This window comes from Raineyella antarctica (genome assembly GCF_900092135.1).
Lineage (GTDB): Bacteria > Actinomycetota > Actinomycetes > Propionibacteriales > Propionibacteriaceae > Raineyella > Raineyella antarctica.
The window spans coordinates 17,677-36,064 of the sequence record NZ_FMYF01000005.1; the positions used below are offsets into that span (position 1 = coordinate 17,677).

General features: G+C 71.3%; 15 protein-coding genes. 4 read left to right on the plus strand and 11 right to left on the minus strand.

Translation table 11 applies throughout. The features are described from left to right. Positions 1–5: 5 nt before the first annotated feature. The 7 genes from GA0111570_RS08605 to hisD all read right to left on the minus strand — a co-directional run bounded on the left by GA0111570_RS08605 (position 6) and on the right by hisD (position 8,496). Complete coding sequence (locus tag GA0111570_RS08605) at positions 6–1,565, minus strand: lactate racemase domain-containing protein (RefSeq protein WP_092609350.1); 1,560 nt, start codon at positions 1,563–1,565, stop codon at positions 6–8. Between the two features lie 15 nt (positions 1,566–1,580). Beyond that, the gene (locus GA0111570_RS08610) at positions 1,581–3,923 is read right to left on the minus strand and encodes an HAD-IB family hydrolase (RefSeq protein WP_342689713.1); all 2,343 of its coding nucleotides are present in this window, start codon (positions 3,921–3,923) and stop codon (positions 1,581–1,583) included. Between the two features lie 7 nt (positions 3,924–3,930). Further along, entirely contained in the window at positions 3,931–4,677 is a 747-nt protein-coding gene (gene priA, locus GA0111570_RS08615) for a bifunctional 1-(5-phosphoribosyl)-5-((5-phosphoribosylamino)methylideneamino)imidazole-4-carboxamide isomerase/phosphoribosylanthranilate isomerase PriA (protein ID WP_092609353.1), read from the minus strand. A 69-nt stretch (positions 4,678–4,746) separates the two neighbouring features. After that, on the minus strand, positions 4,747–5,391 hold the full coding sequence (hisH, locus tag GA0111570_RS08620; protein ID WP_092609356.1) for an imidazole glycerol phosphate synthase subunit HisH: 645 nt from the start codon (positions 5,389–5,391) through the stop codon (positions 4,747–4,749). Beyond that, entirely contained in the window at positions 5,391–6,008 is a 618-nt protein-coding gene (hisB, locus tag GA0111570_RS08625; RefSeq protein WP_092610172.1) for an imidazoleglycerol-phosphate dehydratase HisB, read from the minus strand. Before hisB ends, hisH begins: the two co-directional genes overlap by 1 nt. Positions 6,009–6,040: 32 nt before the next feature. Then, entirely contained in the window at positions 6,041–7,174 is a 1,134-nt protein-coding gene (locus tag GA0111570_RS08630) for a histidinol-phosphate transaminase (protein WP_245703088.1), read from the minus strand. Then, positions 7,171–8,496: a histidinol dehydrogenase gene (hisD, locus tag GA0111570_RS08635; protein WP_425438619.1), complete on the minus strand. Its 1,326-nt coding sequence runs from the start codon at positions 8,494–8,496 to the stop codon at positions 7,171–7,173. The genes GA0111570_RS08630 and hisD overlap by 4 nt, the downstream gene beginning before the upstream one ends. Before the next feature lie 18 nt (positions 8,497–8,514). On the opposite strand from hisD, the gene GA0111570_RS08640 reads away from it, so the two are divergent. Beyond that, on the plus strand, positions 8,515–9,267 hold the full coding sequence (locus tag GA0111570_RS08640) for a DUF554 domain-containing protein (RefSeq protein ID WP_092609359.1): 753 nt from the start codon (positions 8,515–8,517) through the stop codon (positions 9,265–9,267). A 100-nt stretch (positions 9,268–9,367) separates the two neighbouring features. Further along, the gene (locus tag GA0111570_RS08645; protein WP_175557409.1) at positions 9,368–10,084 is read left to right on the plus strand and encodes a DUF2202 domain-containing protein; all 717 of its coding nucleotides are present in this window, start codon (positions 9,368–9,370) and stop codon (positions 10,082–10,084) included. Positions 10,085–10,188: 104 nt separating this feature from the next. Here the strand turns inward: GA0111570_RS08645 and GA0111570_RS08650 are convergent, their stop codons facing one another. Both GA0111570_RS08650 and GA0111570_RS08655 read right to left on the minus strand, forming a co-directional pair. Continuing rightward, positions 10,189–11,304 (minus strand): sensor histidine kinase, encoded by a 1,116-nt coding sequence (locus GA0111570_RS08650; RefSeq protein ID WP_092610181.1) that lies wholly within the window; start codon positions 11,302–11,304, stop codon positions 10,189–10,191. After that, on the minus strand, positions 11,301–11,990 hold the full coding sequence (locus tag GA0111570_RS08655) for a response regulator transcription factor (RefSeq protein WP_092609365.1): 690 nt from the start codon (positions 11,988–11,990) through the stop codon (positions 11,301–11,303). Before GA0111570_RS08655 ends, GA0111570_RS08650 begins: the two co-directional genes overlap by 4 nt. 75 nt (positions 11,991–12,065) lie before the next feature. Between GA0111570_RS08655 and ybaK the strand changes: the two genes are divergently transcribed. Beyond that, positions 12,066–12,569: a Cys-tRNA(Pro) deacylase gene (ybaK, locus tag GA0111570_RS08660; RefSeq protein ID WP_092609368.1), complete on the plus strand. Its 504-nt coding sequence runs from the start codon at positions 12,066–12,068 to the stop codon at positions 12,567–12,569. Here ybaK and GA0111570_RS08665 read toward each other — a convergent pair. Beyond that, positions 12,495–13,061 carry a hypothetical protein gene (locus GA0111570_RS08665; protein WP_139283190.1) on the minus strand — a complete coding sequence of 189 codons (567 nt, stop codon included), beginning with the start codon at positions 13,059–13,061 and terminating at the stop codon, positions 12,495–12,497. The genes ybaK and GA0111570_RS08665 overlap by 75 nt on opposite strands. After that, on the minus strand, positions 13,058–16,588 hold the full coding sequence (gene dnaE / locus GA0111570_RS08670; RefSeq protein ID WP_092609374.1) for a DNA polymerase III subunit alpha: 3,531 nt from the start codon (positions 16,586–16,588) through the stop codon (positions 13,058–13,060). The genes GA0111570_RS08665 and dnaE overlap by 4 nt, the downstream gene beginning before the upstream one ends. 213 nt (positions 16,589–16,801) lie before the next feature. On the opposite strand from dnaE, the gene GA0111570_RS08675 reads away from it, so the two are divergent. Then, positions 16,802–18,355: a CYTH and CHAD domain-containing protein gene (locus tag GA0111570_RS08675; RefSeq protein WP_175557410.1), complete on the plus strand. Its 1,554-nt coding sequence runs from the start codon at positions 16,802–16,804 to the stop codon at positions 18,353–18,355. Positions 18,356–18,388: the final 33 nt, after the last annotated feature.

An 18,388-nucleotide genomic window follows, 5' to 3' on the forward strand; every position in this document is an offset into this window, starting at 1 on the left:
CACTGTCACCCCCGTCCTGTCGTGCCGCGGGTCTCCGCGACGCGGCTTCCCACCACATCGGTCACCATCGTCGGTCCGGGGTGCAGGTAGGTGAGCTGCGGGTCCGGTCCGACGCCGTTCGAGACGATCTCGAGTGCATCGGCCAACGAGGTCGCGGCGCGCATCCCCAGCCGGGCAGCACTGTCGCGGTCCGCCCCCACCCAGACGATGTCCCCGCAGTGCTCACGGGCCCGGGAGATGGCGTACCACTGGTAGACCGGCAGCATACCCGCGTAGCCGTGCTCGTCACGGTGCAGGTGGCCGTACCAGTCGTCGGTGGCGAAGCGCTGCTCGTGCTCGTCGTGGACGACCTGCGGGTCAGTGGTGCGGGTCAGGACCTGGGTGAAGAAGTCACCCGCGGCCGAGTGCTCGGTCGGGCTGAAGTCGGGCCGCAGCGGGTGGCAGATGATGACCGCCCCGCCCGCCCGGACCGGGCTGCCCGCTCCGGCCAGGCCCGCCAGGGCCGCCCAGGCTGCGGTGAGGGGGTCGGCCGGGAGGCCTGCGTTGTGTGGGGTCCGTCCCGGCACCGTCGTGATCAGGACGTCGGCCTGGCCGGGGACCTGCACCATCTGCTGGTCGGCCAGGGCCGTACGGGTGGCCTCGGCGACCTGGTCGGGGGCGCCGGCGGTGAGCGCGCAGATCTCGCGGGCCTGCATGCCCTCCCACATGGCCTTGTGCAGGCGCTCGGGGGCCACCTTGCCGGCCCGGCGGGCCGCGGTGAGCGCGAGCCGCTGCGGCACCGACCACTCCCACTCGCGCCGGCCCAGGTAGCCGAACGGGGCCGCTACGTCCTGCTGGTCGGTCACCACGTCGATGGCGAACAGCGGCAGCCTGTCGGCCAGCACGGCGGCGACCCGCTGCTGCGCGTCCGGTGCTGCCGAGAAGCCGTGCATGGCGTCCAGCGTCTCGCGGGCGACGACGCCCTCGGCGAGGAAGCCTGCACCGGCGTCGGCCGCGGTGCGCGCCACGTTGACCGTCACCACGACGTCGGAGGCGGCCAGGCGCCGGTTGACCAGGACGGGCTCGCCCCGGTCGGTGCTGCCGAGGTCGGCGGGACCGGCGGGATCGGCCAGGTCGTGCTGGACGACCAGGTGGTCGGGGCCGAGCGCGTCGACCACGCGCCGGCCGAGGACGGCGGCGAGCTCGGCGGCGCCGAGCCTGCGGCCGGTCCCGATCGCGAGGAGCACCTGGACGTCGTCGACGCGCCGCTCCGCGGCCACGTCGAGGATGCGCTCGACCAGCCGGCCGCGGATGTCCTGGGCCATCGGGGCGACGGCCAGGCCGGTGACCACGACGGTGAGGGAGCTGCTCGGCTCCAGCAGGTCGGCCAGCGGGGTGGTGCCCTTCGGCGCACCGAGGGCGGACCCGATGGCCTGCTCGACGTCCTGGAGGGCGCTGTCGTACTCGTTGGCGTACACCACCTGGGTACCCAGCGGCAGGGTGGCCAGGTGTCCGGCTCCCCCGTCACCGACCAGCAGTGGCGGCGTACGCTTCTCGACTTCGAGGACGAATCCCGGTCGCGACATGTTCCGTCTCCTCCTCTAGCGGCCGAGAGGCCGGTTGCGTCGGCTCCCCGCGCTGTGGGAGCTCCATTCCACGATCGACCAGTGGTCGGCCTGCGCCACCCGCATCAGCGGGACGTCAGGGTTGACCGCCACCGGGTTGCCCACGGCCCGCAGCATGGACTCGTCGGCGTGGGAGTCGGCGTACGCGTAGCTCTTGGCCAGGTCGATCCCGTTCGCGGCGGCGTAGTGGCGCAACCACGCGGGCCGCGCCTCGCCGACCAGCGGCGGGCCGGTCAGGTAGCCGGTGCAGCGCCCCTGCTCGTCGGTGGCCAGGTCGGCGGCGACGATGTGGTCGAACAGCGGTGTCAGTGGCCGGGTGAAGGGGCGGATGGTGCCGGTCAGCAGGACGGTGGTGTGCCCGGCATCGCGGTGCTCCCGGATCCGGCGGATCGCCTCCGGGGCCAGCCGGTCCATGATCAGGTCGGTGAGCGTGTCGTCGACGAAGGATTCCAGTGCGGCCAGGTCGGCCCCGCGGTAGCGCCGGTACAGCGCGCGCAGGAAGGCGCCGCGGTCCCGGTTCTCGGTCCACAGCAGGCCGGGAAGGTCCCGGACCAGACCGAGGACGGCCTTGGACCGACCCCAGGGGCCGAGCTCGGGCAGCCGGACCCACAGGTAGCTCTGGATCACGTCGGAGTTCAGCACCGTGCCGTCGAGGTCGAAGGCCGCCAGCACGGTGCCCGGCTGCTTGGCGGGGGTGAGCTCGCGATAGGTGGTCGGACGGGCCCTGCGCTTGCGCTTCAGCTCCTCCATCCGGCGGATCGGAGCGGTGATCGAGGCGATGTGGATGTCCTCGAGGTACTCCTTCCAGTCGTACACGGAGGAGTCGAACGCGAACGCGTCCAGGTCGGCCGGGTCCAGCCGGTTGTGCAGCGCGATCGTGTTGTCGTCGAGGTAGGTGACCTCGGAGCGCAGGTACTCCCCATAGATGGTGAGGTAGCGGCGCAGGAAGGCGATCTGTTCCCCTCCCTTGTCCAGGTCGCGGGCGAGCTGGCGGAACACCTCCCAGCGGGGGGCGATCTTCAGGGCCATGTCGGCGAACTCGTACGCCTTGGTGGAGGTGTTGAGCAACTGGTCGACGCGCTGGGCCCCCGGGAAGCTCCAGGTCGGCAGCTGGGCGGCACCCTGCCCGCCGGGGGTGAGCGGATGCTCCAGGAAGTAGTGGCGCACGTGGTCGTAGATGTCGGCGAACGTCAGCGGGTTCCTCGCGCCGGAGTTCACGTGGTAGAACACCGGCTCGCCGATCCTCGGCCGGGTGGCGCAGACGGCGAGCGTCGCGTTGACCACCATGTCGCAGGGAACGATGTCGATCACCGAGTCGGGCGAGGCCGGCAGCTCGGGCATGTTGCCCTTGCCGTACGCCAGGATGATCGGGTCGGCCATCTTGAAGCCCTCGATCCACCCCGGGTACGGGTGCTTCAGCGAGGACTCGACGATCGCCGGCCGGACCACCGAGACCATGATGTTGCGCCCGAGGTCGGCGACGACGCGTTCACCGAGCGCCTTGGTGAAGGTGTAGCAGTCGGTCCAGCCCAGCGACCGGGCCCGCTCGGTGCCCGCCTCGACCAGCTTGTCGTGCACCCACGTACGACGACGCTCCTCGGTGTCACGGGCCGTGGTGAGGTAGCCGGCCTTGCGGTGCACCCGCTCGGCCTGGCGGCGCAGCCGGGTCAGCCGCTCCGGGGTCCGTGATTCCAGCTCGATGGTCTCCTTGAGCTTCAGGCCCCAGGTGGTCTCGGTGTCGTAGTCGATGTCGTGGACGTGCTGGGCCTCGGGGATCATCCCCCGCCGGCGACCGGCGGTGTAGGCAGTGGAGACGTGCACGTAGTGCGGCACCTTGACCAGCGTGCCGGCCTCGTCGGTGACCGCCTCGAGCATGGCCTCCATCAGCGCCCTGGTACCGACCGTGTTGGTGGCGAACGCCTTGTCGATCGGCGGGTCGAAGGAGACGTCACCGGCGCAGTGCAGCACGATGTCCAGGTCCCGGGGCAGCGGGGGGACGTTGGGCAGGTCACCCTCGATCACCTCGATCCGGGAGTCGACGAGCTCGGCCTTGCCGCCGGCGGCCTGCACCAGTTCGCGGAAGATCGGCTTGCCGACCAGCGTGATCACCCGGTCGCGCGCCCCGGCGGAGCCCTTGCGGCGCACCAGGACGGCGGGGGTCGTGTCGGGCAGCTCGGTCAGGATCTTCCAGAGCAGCTGCTCACCGATGAAGCCGGTGGCACCGGTCATCACGATCTTCTTGCCGGCGAGCAGGTCACGCAGCCGGCCCTCGAGCGGCGGGGCCTCCGCCACGTCGGGGGTGTCGGTCGAAATCGTCACGGGACTCCTACTGCTCGAGGCCGGCGGAGATACTGCGCGTCAGGGCGAGCGCGTCCTCCACGGTGAAGTTGCCCAGGTACAGGGCGGTGCCGACGATGGCGCCCTCGACACCGATCGAGACCAGGCCGGACAGCTGCCGGATGTCCTCCAGGCTGGAGACGCCACCGGAGGCGACGACCGGGGCATCGGTGCGGGCGCAGATCGCCCCGAGGAGGGCGAGGTTCGGTCCCGAGAGCATGCCGTCGGAGCGTACGTCGGTCACGACGTAGCGGGCGCAGCCCTCGTCGTTGAGCCGGTCGAGGACCTCGAACACGTCCCCGCCCTCGCTGGTCCAGCCGCGCGCGGCCAGCTTGTCGTCCTTCACGTCCAGGCCGATGGCGACCTTGTCGCCGTAGGTCCGGATCACCTCGGCGCACCACTCCGGCCGCTCCAGCGCGGCGGTGCCGATGTTGACCCGGGTGCAGCCGGTCGACAGGGCCCGCTCCAGGGACGCGTCGTCGCGGATGCCGCCGGACATCTCGACCTTCATGTCGACGGCGGCCACCACCTCGGCCAGCACGTCGGCGTTGTTGCCCTCACCGAAGGCGGCATCGAGGTCGACCAGGTGCAGCCACTCGGAGCCCGCCTCCTGCCATCGCCTGGCCGCTGCGAGCGGGTCACCGAAGCGCTTGTCGGTGCCGGCGATCCCCTGGACCAGCTGGACGGCCTGGCCGTGGCGGACATCGACTGCGGGAAGGATCTCCAAGGGTTTCACGCAGGGAACCCTACCCGACGGGGCAGACACGGGGTGGCCAACGACATGGGACAGACGGAAGGGGCGGGTTCAGGCCCCGAGCGTACCGAGCCAGTTGCGCAGCACCACGGCGCCCGCGTCCCCGGACTTCTCCGGGTGGAACTGGGTGGAGGTCACGGCCCCGTACTCCACGGCGGCGACGAACCGGTCGCCCCCGTGCTCGGCGTACGTCACCCGGACGCCCGGCAGGGCGAGCAGCTCCGGTGAGGCGTGCACACCGTAGGAGTGGACGAAGTAGAACCAGCCGTCGGTGATGCCCTCGAACACCCCGGGCTCCTCCGGCGTGCTGACGGTGTTCCACCCCATGTGCGGCAGCCGCCGCGCCGCCAGCCGCTCCACGACCCCGGGCAGCACGCCGACTCCGACGGCCTCGATGCCGTGCTCGACGCCCTGGCCGAACAGGATCTGGTGGCCCACGCAGATGCCCAGCACCGGTCGTCCCTCCGCCACGCGGGCCCGGACCACCTCGTCACCACCGACCGAGCGCAGTCCGTCCATGCAGGCGGCGAAGGCGCCCACCCCCGGCACCACGAGCCCGTCCGCCTCGTGGGCCAGCGTGGGATCGGAGGTCAGGGTGACATCGGCGCCGGCCGCCTCCAGGGCGCGGAAGGCCGAGCGCAGGTTGCCCGAGCCGTAGTCCAGCAGCGCGACGACGGGCTGGGCGCCCGGCGCCATCAGAGTGCTCCCTTGGTGGAGGGGACACCCTCGACCCTGGGGTCCAGGGCGACGGCGTCGCGCAGCGCCCGGGCCAGCGCCTTGAACTGGGCCTCGACGATGTGGTGCGGGTCCCGGCCGGCCAGCAGTCGCAGGTGCAGGCAGATCTGCGCGTTGGCCGCGAAGGTCTCCAGCACGTGGTGGGTCATCGAGCCGGCGTACGGCACCGACCCTCCCCCGCCGCCGATCAGCGCGTACGGCTGGCCCTCGGGCTCGCCGGCGATGACGGCGTACGGGCGGCCCGACACGTCGACGACCGCGTGCGCGAGCGCCTCGTCCAGCGGGACGTACGCGTCCGCGAACCGGCGGATGCCCTTCTTGTCGCCCAGCGCCTGCAGGAAGGCCTGGCCGAGCACGATCGCGGTGTCCTCGACGGTGTGGTGGGCGTCGACCTCGACGTCACCGGTGGTCTGCACGGTGAGGTCGAACAGGCCGTGCTTGCCCAGGGCGGTGAGCATGTGGTCGTAGAACGGGACGCCGGTGCTGATCGCGGTGCGTCCGCGGCCGTCCAGGTCGATGCTGACCCGGACGGAGGACTCGGAGGTCTCCCGGACGATCTCGGCGGTGCGGGTGGTCATCGTGGCTCCCTCGCTCATCGCGGCTCCCTCGGTCATCGGGTCTCGTCGGCCAGGCGAGCAGCGTCCGGCAGGACCTCGAGCAGCGCTGTCCGGAAGGCCGCCATCTCCTCGGGGGTCCCCGCGCTGACGCGCAGCCACCCCTCGGGGCCGACCTCGCGGATCAGCACCCCGCGCTCCAGCAGGCCGCTCCACAGGGCGTGTCGGTCGGCGAAGCGGCCGAAGAGCACGAAGTTGGCGTCGGTCTGGGCGGTCTGCAGGCCCTGTTCCCCCAACCAGGTGACCAGGGCGTCACGCTCCCGGCGCAGGTCGTCGACCCGGGCCAGCAACTCGTCGGCGTGCTCCAGCGCAACCCGGGCGACGGCCTGGGTGACCGCCGAGAGGTGGTAGGGCAGCCGGACGATCCGGCAGGCGTCGACGATCGCCGGGGCCGCGGCCAGGTAGCCCAGCCGGCCACCGGCGAACGCGAACGCCTTCGACATGGTCCGGGAGACGACCAGGTTCGGGCAGGTCGGCAACAGGTCCAGCGCCGAGGGGACGCCGTCGCGGACGAACTCCTGGTAGGCCTCGTCGGCCACCACGATCCCCTCGGTCGCCTCGCAGATCCGCCGGATGTCCTCCAGCCCGGTGGTGGTGCCGGTCGGGTTGTTCGGCGAGCAGATGATGATGACGTCGGGGCGCTCCAGCCTGACCTGGGCGATCGCCTCGTCCACGTCGATGGTGAAGTCGGCCCGGCGCGGCACGGCCACGTAGCGGCTGTGGGTGTCCCGGGCGTACTCGGGGTACATCGAGTACGTCGGGGTGAACGCCATCACCACCCGGTCCGGTCCGGCGAAGGCCTGCAGGAGGTGCACCATCACCTCGTTGGACCCGTTGGCGGCCCAGACATGGTTGGCCGTCAGCTCGTACCCGCCCCGGTTGAGGTAGCCGGCCAGCGCGGTGCGCAGCGCGGTCGCCTCCCGGTCCGGGTAGCGATTCATCGTCGTCGCGGCCTCGGCAGCCGCGCGGCCGATCTCGGCCCGGACGGTCTCGCTGGGGCCGTACGGGTTCTCGTTGACGTTCAGGCAGACCGGGACGTCCAGCTGCGGGGCGCCGTACGGCTCCTGGCCGACCAGCTCGGGCCGCAGCGGCAGGTCCGCCAGCGTGATGGCTGCGGTAGAGCCCGTCACGACCGGGTCCCGTCGGGGTCCTCGATGCGTACGCGCAGCGCGTTGCCGTGCGAGGGCAGGTCCTCGGAGTCAGCGAACACCATGACGTCCTTGGCGACGGCGTCGGTGGCGCCCTGCTCGTAGCGGATCAGGTGCACCGCCCGCAGGAACGACTTCACGTTCAGGCCCGAGGAGTGCTTGGCCCCACCGCCGGTCGGCAGGACGTGCGTCGATCCGGCGAGGTAGTCACCCAGGGAGACCGGCGACCAGGTGCCGACGAAGATCGCACCGGCGTTGGTGATCCGCTGGGCCAACGCGTAGGCGTCCCGGGTGTGGATCTCCAGGTGCTCGGCGGCGTACGCGTCGGCGACGGCCAGCCCCTGCTCCATGTCGCGGACCAGCACGATCCCGGACTGCTTGCCGTTGAGGGCCTCGTGGATCCGATCGGCGTGGCGGGCATCGGCGGCCTGGGTGGCGACGACCTCGTCGACACGGCGGGCCAGCTCCTCCGAGTCGGTGATCAGCACCGCCCCGGCCATCGGGTCGTGCTCGGCCTGGGAGACCATGTCCGCGGCGACGTGGCTGGGAATGGCAGTCCCGTCGGCGAGGATGGCGACCTCGGAGGGGCCGGCCTCGGAGTCGATCCCGACCTTGCCCTGCACGTAGCGCTTCGCGGCCGCGACGTAGATGTTGCCCGGCCCGCAGATCATGTCGACCGGGCGGCACAGGTCAGCCACCCCGTACGCGAACATCGCGACGGCCTGGGAGCCGCCGACCGCGTACACCTCCTCGATGCCGAGCAGGGCGCAGACGGCCAGGATGCTGGGGTGCGGCAGGCCGCCGAAGTCGACCTGCGGCGGGGAGGTCACCGCGATCTGCTTCACGCCGGCGACCTGGGCGGGTACCACGTTGTGGATCACCGAGGAGGCGAGCGGGGCCCGCCCGCCCGGCACGTACAGGCCGACCCGGTTGACCGGGATCATCTTCTGGCTGATGATCGCGCCGGTCGCGACCTCGACGTCGACCTGCTCGGGGCCGAGCTCCTGGTAGGCCACGATGCGGCGGCGCTCGATCGCGATCTCGTACGCCTGGCGCACCGTCGGGTCCAGGGCCTCGAGGGCGTCCTGCAATGCCGCAGCAGGCACCCGCAGGTGCTCGGGGACCACATGGTCGAACTTCTCCGAGAGCCGGTTCAGCGCATCGACGCCGTGGGCGGCCACGTCCTGGCACACCGGCGCGACGATGTCGAGCGCCGCGGTCACGTCGAAGGGGGCACGGGGCACCATGGTGGAGTAGTCCACCTCGGCGTCCACCTGGTCACGAAGATCGACAACATTCAGCACGCGGATAGTCTACGGGGCGTGTTCATCGGATTCGGCACCCTCGCCAATGTGGTCACCGTGGTGGTGGGCTCCTCGATCGGCCTGCTGGTCGGCAATCGCTTCCCGAAGCGTACGCAGGCGACCGTCGTCGACGCGCTCGGCCTGATCACCCTGCTGCTGGGTGCCCTCTCGGCGGTGGACGTGCTCTCCCCCGCCCTCTCCGGGGCCACCGGGTCCAGCGCCCCGGTGCTGATCGTGCTGGGCGGCCTGCTGATCGGGGGGGTGATCGGCTCCGTGTTCGACCTGGAGCAGCGCCTGGACGGCTTCGGCCACTGGGTGCGGCGCAGGCTGGTGCGTGGCAAGGAGACCTCCCACGACGCCGAGAGCCGCTTCGTCAACGGCTTCGTGTCTGCCTCGCTGCTGTTCTGCGTCGGACCGCTGACCATCCTGGGCTCGCTGAACGAGGGCCTGGGGCGTGGGCCCGACCAGCTGCTGGTCAAGGCGCTGCTGGACGGCTTCAGCTCCATCGCCTTCGCCGCCAGCCTCGGGGTGGGTGTGCTGGCCTCCTCGGCGGTCGTGCTGGTGGTGCAGGGACTGCTCACCCTCGCCGGCTGGGCGATCGGTGACGTGCTGCCCGAACCCCACCTGATGGCGCTGTCCGCGGCCGGCGGCCTGATCCTGGTCGGCCTGGGGCTGCGCCTGCTGGACGTCAAGAAGGTCCCAGTGGCCAACCTGCTGCCGGCCCTGGTCGTGGCGCCGTTCCTGGTCCAACTGGTGGTCGTGTTCCGCTGAGCGGGCCCCCCGCTTCACGGAATCTTCACGAGGACTCCCGTCGATGCTCCACATCGGCGCGGTGGACTGGATCCATCACCACCACTCAGGAGGAACCATCATGAAGCGCACACGTCTCGTCGCGGGGATCGCCGCCGCCGCTCTGGGTCTGGGCATCGCCGGGCCGGCCCTGGACCGGGCCTTCGCCGCCCCGCCGACGAACCAGCCGTGGACCCAGGCCAGCGCGTCCGCGCTCCCGACCTCCCCGCTGTCCGAGGCCGAGAAGGCCACGCTGCTCCGGATGGCCGACGAGGAGCGGATGGCCCGCGACCTCTACACGAAGATCGCCGAGAAGTACCCCGAGGCCACCCAGTTCAGCAAGGTCGCCAAGAGCGAACAGATGCACTACGACCGGGTCCTCGCACTCCTCGACACCTACCACCTCACCAAGCCGTCCGACACGCCAGGCACGTACGCCGACGCCGAGGTGCAGAAGCTGTACAACGCCTGGTGGGAGCAGGCCCAGAAGTCGCAGGACGAGGCCTACAAGGTCGGCGTCGACCTGGAGAAGGCAGACGTCGCCGATCTCGAGGCGGCCGTCAAGCAGTCCGACAACGCGGACCTCGACCAGGTCTACGGCCGGCTGCTGACCGCCTCCCAGCGCCACGAACAGGCCTTCAGCGCCGGGCCCGGCGGCGCCACCGCGCTGGGGACCGGACAGGGCCGGATGAACGGCCAGGGCCAGGGCGGCATGAACGGCCAGGGCGGCATGAACGGCCAGGGCCGGGGCGGCATGAACGGCCAGGGTGCCCACGACGGCAGCTGCCTGCAGAACTGACACCTGGTGACAGGACCTGGTGACAGGACCTGGTGACAGAAAGGGGCCGGTCCGCGGAGCCGCGGACCGGCCCTGCCGCGCCCGCCCGCGTCAGGCCGTCCCCGTCAGGCCGTCGGGAGGACGAGCCGGAACGTGGCTCCCCCGCCGAGTCCGGGCGACGCCGCGGTCACCTCGCCACCGTGCGCCCTGGCGATGCTGCGGGAGATGGTCAGGCCGATTCCGGAACCCGACCGAGCACGACGCGTGGCCCGCGGGTCGGGCACCCGGTAGAACCGTTCGAAGATCCGCTCGAGCTCCTCGGGCGCGATACCCTGCCCGGTGTCCTCGACGGCCACGACGGCCCGTCCCGCGTCGGCCCCGACGCGTACGGTGACGCGGCCCGCCCCCGAGCAGGCGCGCAGCGCGTTGCCGAGCAGGTTCGTCACTACCTGCCGGATCCGGTCGTGGTCGGCCACCACCCGCACGGTCGGAGCGGGTTCGAGGACCAGGGCGACCCCCTCGTCGTCGAACTGCGGCCGCAGCCGCTCCACCGTGTCCGCGACGAGCCCGGTCAGGTCCAGGGGCGCGGGGCGCAGCTCGAGGCGGCCCTCCTCCGCCCGGGACAGGGCCGAGAGGTCCTCCGCCAGGCGACGGAGGACCCGGGTCTCGGCCCCGAGGGCGGCCAGTCGCTCGGGATCGGGGGCGAAGATCCCGTCGATCATGCCCTCCACGTAGCCGTCGATGACGGTCAGCGGCGTACGCATCTCGTGCGCGACCTCACCGATCAGGCGGGTCCGCCGCCGCTCGGACTCCTGGATCGCCCCGCCGAGGCTGTTCACGTCGATGGCCAGCGCGGCGAGCTCCACCTCGCGCGGCACTTCGGCTCGCGTGCCGTAGTCACCGCGGGCCAGCGCCCGGGTGGTCGCCCGGACGCGGTCCAGGGGACGCAGCAGCCGACGCACCATCACCCAGGCCAGTCCGGCGGCCACGAGCACCGCCGCGGCCAGACCGATCGCGAGGGAACGGTTGATGGCGGCGTCGAAGGCGGCGAGCAGTGCCTGGCCGCGCCCGGCGTTCCCCGTCCCGGGACCGGGACCCATCGGTCCGGCAGCACCGGTGACACCCGCCCGGTAGGCGAAATCGGCCGGGGCGAGCAGGCGGACGAGGACCAGGGTCACCGAGGCCCCGACCACGGCGACGGTCAGGTGGGACAGCAGGAGCCGCGTGCTGAGGCGACTCACCGGGAACCCGCCCGGCACTTGTACCCCACCCCGCGCACAGTGGCGAGGAACCGTGGCGCCGACGGGTCGTCCGCCAGGGCTGCGCGGATCGTCCGGACGTGGACGTCGACGATGCGCTCGTCACCGAAGAAGTCCCCGCCCCAGACTCGTTCGAGGAGTTGGCGGCGGGAGAAGACCCGCCCCGGAGCCTCGCACAACGCGGCCAGCAGGTCGAAGTCGAGGGCCGACAACTCGACCGGCCGCTCGTCCACCCGGACCTCCCGGGTGAGGCGGTCCACCACGAGGCCGTCGCACTCCAGCCGGTCCGGGTTCGGGGCCGTCCGGCGTCCCCGGCGCAGCACGGCGTCGACCCGGGCCACCACCTCCCGGGGGCTGAAAGGTTTGGTGATGTAGTCGTCGGCCCCCAGCCGTAGGCCGACGAGCCGGTCGACCTCCTCCGCCCGGGCGGTGACGAGCAGGACGTACGCCTCGCAGGCCGCCTCGATCTGCTGCATCACCTCCAGGCCGTCCCGGTCGGGCAGCCCGAGGTCGAGCAGGACGACGTCCGGGTGGGCGTGGCGTACGGACTCCACCGCGCCCGCGCCGTCCGGGGCCTCTGCCACCTCGTACCCGGAAGCCTCGAGGTATCCACGCAGGACATCACGAATAGCGGCCTCGTCGTCGACCACCAGCACCCGGGCACCCATCCCCACTCCTCACGTCGGCGGCTCCAGTATCCCAGGCGATGCCCGGCCGGGTATCGCGTCGGGGAGAATGTCCCCATGGCCAAGAGAACGAGACGGGCCCATGAGCCGGCCGGTACGCCGGCACTCCTGGCGGTCGAGCGTGCCGGCGTCGACCATCGGTTGCACGAGCACGCCACCGACGTGCACGCCGAGGGAGAGATCGGCCCGGAGTCGGCCCGCCAGCTGGGGGTCAGTCCGGACCGCGTCTTCAAGACCCTGGTCGCCGACTGCGGTGGCCGGCTGGTGGTCGCGGTCGTCCCGGTGAGCCACCACCTGGACCTGAAGGCCCTGGCCCGGGCGATGGGCGCCAAGAAGGCACAGATGGCCGATCCGGCGGTCGCCGAGCGCTCCAGCGGCTACGTCGTCGGCGGGATCTCGCCGTTGGGCCAGCGCACCACGCTGCCGACGGTGGTCGACGACTCGGCCCTGGACCACGAGACGATCTTCGTCTCGGCCGGGAAGCGCTCACTCAAGCTCGAGATCGCCCCGGCCGACCTGGTCGAGCTCTGCGCCGCCGTCGTCGCGCCGATCCGTACGTAGCCCCGACCGGCGGGCCGTGCCGTCCGGATCGGGGCTGAAGGCGCTCCACAGCAGCACCGGGAGCATCGCCAGGAACGGCCAGACCAGCACGGCCACCGGCGTCCCGAGGGCCAGGTCGATCGGCACCACGTCACCGGGGGAGGCCGCGGCGATCCGGTCCGAGACCGGCGTGCCTCCGAGGACCCCGGCCGCCCAGGCGGCCAGCCCGGCCAGCAGTGGTCCGGCGACCGCCCAGGCCACGATCCACCGGCCCTGGCGCCGGAGCACCAGGACGGCCAGCAGGCCGAGCAGCAGGCCCCCGAGGATCCCGACCAGGCAGTATGCCGCGGTCGCCTCGAAGACCCGGGTCAGGGCGTACTCGCTGAGCACCGCCTTGCCGTCGGGCTGCACGGTGTAGCCGGGCAGCACCGTGGTCGTCCGCCACACCAGCCCGCCCAGTGCCCCGGTCGCCAGGGAGCCCAGCAGGTACAGGCCCGGGGCGAGCATCCTCATCCGGCGGCGCTGACGTTGGCGGGCCCGAGCAGTGCCTTCAGGTCGGCCATCAGGGGCGGGGATGCGTCGACCCGCAGCCCCGGCTGGACCCGCCAGACGCTGGTCCCCTTGCCGCCCTTGAGCCGGACCCGGACCTCCGTGGCGCCCGGGTGGGCGGCCAGCACGTCCCGCAGCTGCTCGATCCTGGGCTGGGTGCAGCTGACCGACGGGATGGTGATGATCACCGGACCGTGCGCGTCCTCGCTGATGTTGGGCAGCAGGACCTCGCGGGCGAAGATCGAGACCGCCTCCTCCTCGCGGCGCAGGGTGCCCTTGACCTGGACGATGGTGTCCGGGGCGAGGATCGGGGCGACCAGTTGGTAGACCTTGTTGAAGCACTTGACCTCGATCGAGCCGCCGAGGTCCTCCACGTAGATCACCGCCCACAGGTCGCCGCGCTTGTTCTGCTTGCGGACCACCTGGGTGATCATCCCGGCCACGGTGATCGTCTCCCCGTCGCGGGGCCCGTCCTCGTCGAGCAACTGCTCGACCCCGCAGTCGGAGAGCCGGGCCAGTACCGGCTCCATGCCCTGCAGCGGGTGGTCGGAGACGTAGAGGCCGAGCATCTCGCGCTCGAAGGCGAGCTTGGTGCGCTTGTCCCACTCGGGCACGTCGGGGACCACCACCGTGGTCGGGTCGTCCTCGGCCTCGACGACGCCGAACAGGTCGTCCTGTCCGTTCGCCTCGTTGCGCTTGCGGCCGGTGATCTTGTCGATCGCCTCCTCGAAGCACTCCATCAGCGCCCGGCGGTGGTGGCCGAGGGAGTCGAAGGCCCCGGCCTTGACCAGCGACTCGATCAGCCGCTTGTTGCAGACCGCCAGCGGCTGGTGGTCCAGGAAGTCGTTGAAGGAGGTGGCGTGGCCGTGCTCCTCGCGCGTCGCGAGGATCTCGTCGACGACGTGCTCGCCGACGTTGCGGATCGCGGTCAGGCCGAAGCGGATCGACTCCCCGACCGGGGTGAAGTGCGAGGCCGACTCGTTCACGTCGGGCGGCAGCACCTCGATGCCCATCCGGCGGCACTCGCCGAGGTAGACGGCCATCTTGTCCTTGTCGTCCTTGACCGACTGGAGCAGCGCCGCCATGTACTCGACCGGGAAGTTCGCCTTCAGGTACGCGGTCCAGTACGAGACCAGCCCGTACGCCGCCGAGTGCGCCTTGTTGAAGGCGTAGTTGGAGAACGGCAGCAGGATGTCCCAGAGCGTCTTCACCGCCTCGGCGGAGTAGCCGCGCTCGAGCATGCCGCCCTCGAAGGTCTCGTACTGGGCGTCCAACTCCTTCTTCTTCTTCTTGCCCATCGCCCGGCGCAGCATGTCGGCACCACCGAGGGTGTAGCCGGCCAGCTTCTGGGCGATGGCCATGACCTGCTCCTGGTAGACGATCAGGCCGTACGTCTCGCCCAGGATCTCCGACAGCGGCTCGGCCAGCTCCGGGTGGATCGGCTCGACCGGCTCCTTGCCGGTCTTGCGCCGGGCGTACTTGTTGTGCGAGTCGGCGCCCATCGGGCCGGGGCGGTAGAGCGCACCGACGGCGGAGATGTCGTCGAAGCAGTCCGGCTGCATCGAGCGCAGCAGCGCCCGCATCGGGCCACCGTCCAGCTGGAAGACGCCGAGGGTGTCACCGGCCTGCAGCAGCTCGAAGGTCGCCGGGTCGTCCAGGGTGAGGTCCTCCAGCACGACCTCCTGGCCCTTGTTCAGCTGGATGTTCTCCAACGCATCGGCCAGGATCGTCAGGTTGCGCAACCCGAGGAAGTCCATCTTGATCAGGCCCAGGGCCTCGCAGCTCGGGTAGTCGAACTGGGTGATAATCTGGCCGTCCTGCTCGCGCTTCATCAGCGGGACGACGTCCATGATGGGCTCCGAGGACATGATCATGCCGCAGGCGTGCACGCCCCACTGCCGCTTCAGGCCCTCCAGGCCCATCGCGGTGTCGACCACCTCGCGGACCTCGGGCTCGGTGTCGTAGAGCGCGCGGAACTCCTGGCCCTCCAGGTAGCGGTCGTGGCTCTCGTCGAACAACTTCTGCAGCGGGACGTCCTTGCCCATCACCGGGTCAGGCATCGCCTTGGTGATCTGGTCACCCAGCGAGTACGGCTTGCCGAGCACGCGGCCGGCGTCCTTGACCGCCTGCTTGGCCTTGATGGTGCCGTACGTGACGATCGCGCTGACCTTGTCCGCGCCGTACTTGTCGGTCACGTACTGGATCACCTCCCCGCGGCGGCGATCATCGAAGTCGATGTCGAAGTCGGGCATCGAGATGCGCTCGGGGTTGAGGAACCGTTCGAAGATCAGGCCGTGCTCGATCGGGTCGAGCTCGGTGATGTGCAGCGCGTACGCGCACATCGACCCGGCGCCCGAGCCACGGCCCGGACCGACCTTGATGCCCTGGGCCTTGGCCCACTTGATGTAGTCCGAGACGACCAGGAAGTAGCCGGGGAAGCCCATCTGCAGGATCACGCCGGTCTCGTAGTCGGCGCGGTCGCGGACCTCTGCGGAGTACCCGTTCGGGTAGCGGTCAGCCAGGCCGCGGTTGACCTCCTTGACGAACCAGGTCTCCTCGGTCTCCCCCGCCGGCACCTCGAACTGCGGCATGTACTTGCCGATCGCGTTGTCGAACGTGATCTCGCAGCGCTCGGCGATCGCCAGGGTGTTGTCACAGGCCTCGGGGATCTCGTGGAACAGCTCGCGCATCTCCCGGGCCGACTTGAGGTAGTAGCCGTCGCCGTTGAAGCGGAACCGGTTGGTGTCGGCCAGGTGCGCGCCCGCCGAGACGCACAGCAGCGCGTCGTGCGCGTGCGAGTCCTCCTTGGACACGTAGTGCGAGTCGTTGGTGACGACCAGCGGCAGGGACAGCTCCTTGCTGATGTCGCGCAGCCCCTGGCGGACCCGGGTCTCGATGTCGAGGCCGTGGTCCATCACCTCGACGAAGAAGTTGTCCTTGCCGAAGATGTCGCGGAACTCGGCGGCCGAGGCCAGCGCGTTCTCGTACTGGCCCAGCCGCAGGTAGGTCTGCACCTCCCCCGAGGGGCAGCCGGTGGTGGCGATCAGCCCCTTGGCGTAGCGGTGCAGCAGCTCGCGGTCGATCCGCGGCTTGTAGAAGAAGCCCTCGATCGAGGCGTACGACTCCAGCTTGAACAGGTTGTGCATGCCCTCGGTGGTCTCCGACCACAGGGTCATGTGGGTGTAGGCGCCCTTGGCGGAGACGTCGTCGCCGGTGCCGTCGCCCCACTGCACCCGCTTGCGCTCCGAGCGGTGCGTCTTGGGGGTCATGTACGTCTCGCAGCCGATGATCGGCTTCACCTCGAAGTTCTGGGCGGTCTTCCAGAACTCGTAGGCGCCGAACATGTTGCCGTGGTCGGTGACGGCGATCGCCGGCATGCCGAGCTCCTCGGCCCTGCGGAACATGTCCGGGAGCCGGGCTGCGCCGTCCAGCATGGAGAACTCCGAGTGGACGTGCAGGTGGACGAACGAGTCTTCGACGGAACCGGCCATGGGGCGGCTGCCACCTCCTGGAGTGGGGAACTCGGTGTGCGCGGACCTCGCGCGGCGGGACGAGCAGGGACCAGAGTAGCCCGGCCCGGACGGACCCGCCGGGGACGAGCCGAAGCCCCCTGGGAGGGCGGCCCGAGCGCGGCCCCGATCGGGCGGGTCGGCGGTGCCGGGCGGCTAGACTGGGGCGACCCACAAGATCTCCAAGGAGCTGTCGTGCCCGAGTCCTCGGCCAGCGCGTCACCCGGTCCGCACCAGCAGACCGAGACCGAGCGCAAGTTCGCCCTCCTCCCCGGAGCCGAGGTGCCCGACCTCAGCGGTCTGGCCGCGGTCGGCGAGCCTGTGGTCCTTGACCTGTCCGCCACCTACATCGACTCCCCCACGTACGAGCTGAACCGGGCCCGGATCACGCTGCGCCGCCGCACCGGTGGCACCGATGCCGCCTGGCACCTCAAGCTGCCCGCCGAGGACGGGGCCCGGACCGAGCTGCACGTCCCGCTGGAGCCCACCGACGACCCGATGCTGGTCCCCCGTGGGCTCCGGTCGGTGGTCAACGAGCGCGTCGGCACGGTCGCCCTGGTGCCGGTGGCGCTGCTGGAGACCAGGCGTACGGTCCGGGTGCTCTCCGACGCCGCGACCGGCAAGCGGCTGGCCGAGCTGGCCGACGACACCGTCACGGCGACCCGCCTCGCCCTGCCGGGGACGGCCGGCCGTTCGACGACGTGGCGCGAGCTCGAGGTGGAGCTGCTCGAGGGGGACGTCGCGTTCCTGGACGCCGTCACCGAGAAGCTCCAGTGGGCCGGCATCGTGCCCTCCCAGTCCCCCTCGAAGGTCTCGCAGGCCCTCGGCGATGCCCCCGCCGCCGCGGCCGCCCGGCAGCCGTCCACGCAGGACGAGCTGGTCGAGACGGTGCTGCGGGCCCTGGCCACCCACGTCGGGGTGCTGCAGGGCCGCGAGGAGGCCGTCGCGGTCGACGCGCCCGACGCGGTGCACAAGGCCCGGGTCGCCTCCCGGCGGCTGCGCAGCATCCTGCGCGTGTTCCGCGACCTCTTCGACGCCGATGCGGTCCAGGACCTGCGCGACGAGCTGCAGTGGTACGCCACCGAGCTCGGCCACGCCCGCGACGCCGAGGTGCAGAAGGCGCGCCTGCTCGACCAGCTCGACTCGCTGCCTTCCGAGTCCGTGGTCGGTCCGGTCCGGGCCCGGATGGAGACCGAGCTGGAGGCCACCCACCAGGCCGCCCTGGCCGGGGTCGCCGCCTGTCTGGCCGACGACCGCTACCGCGCCCTGATGATCAGCCTGGGCCGCTGGTTGAGCGATCCCCCGCTGGCCCCGGACGCGGGCGGCACCGTTGCGGAACGAGCGGTCGAGCTGGTCGACAAGGCGATCACGAAGGTGCGTCGCGCGCACGCGGAGGCCGAGGCCTCCCAGGGCGAGGAGCAGCTGGCAGCCCTGCACGAGGTCCGCAAGAAGGCCAAGATCGTCCGCTACGCCTGCGAGGCGCTGGTCCCCGCCTACGGGGAGTCCGCCGCCTCGTCGGCCCGCGACTGGGAGGCGGTCACCGAGGTGTTCGGCGAGATGAACGACGCCGTGGTCGCCCGGGCACGCCTGCTCGCCCTGGCCGAGGCGGCCACCGCGGCCGACGAGCCGACCTTCACGTACGGCGTGCTGTTCGGCACCCAGATGGGCAACCTGGACCGCGACCTGCCGGAGGCCAGGGCGGCCCTGAAGCGGGCGGTCCGCCACGGACCGGACAGCTGGGGGGACTGACCGCCAGCAGGCATACCCGGAACGGCACGGACC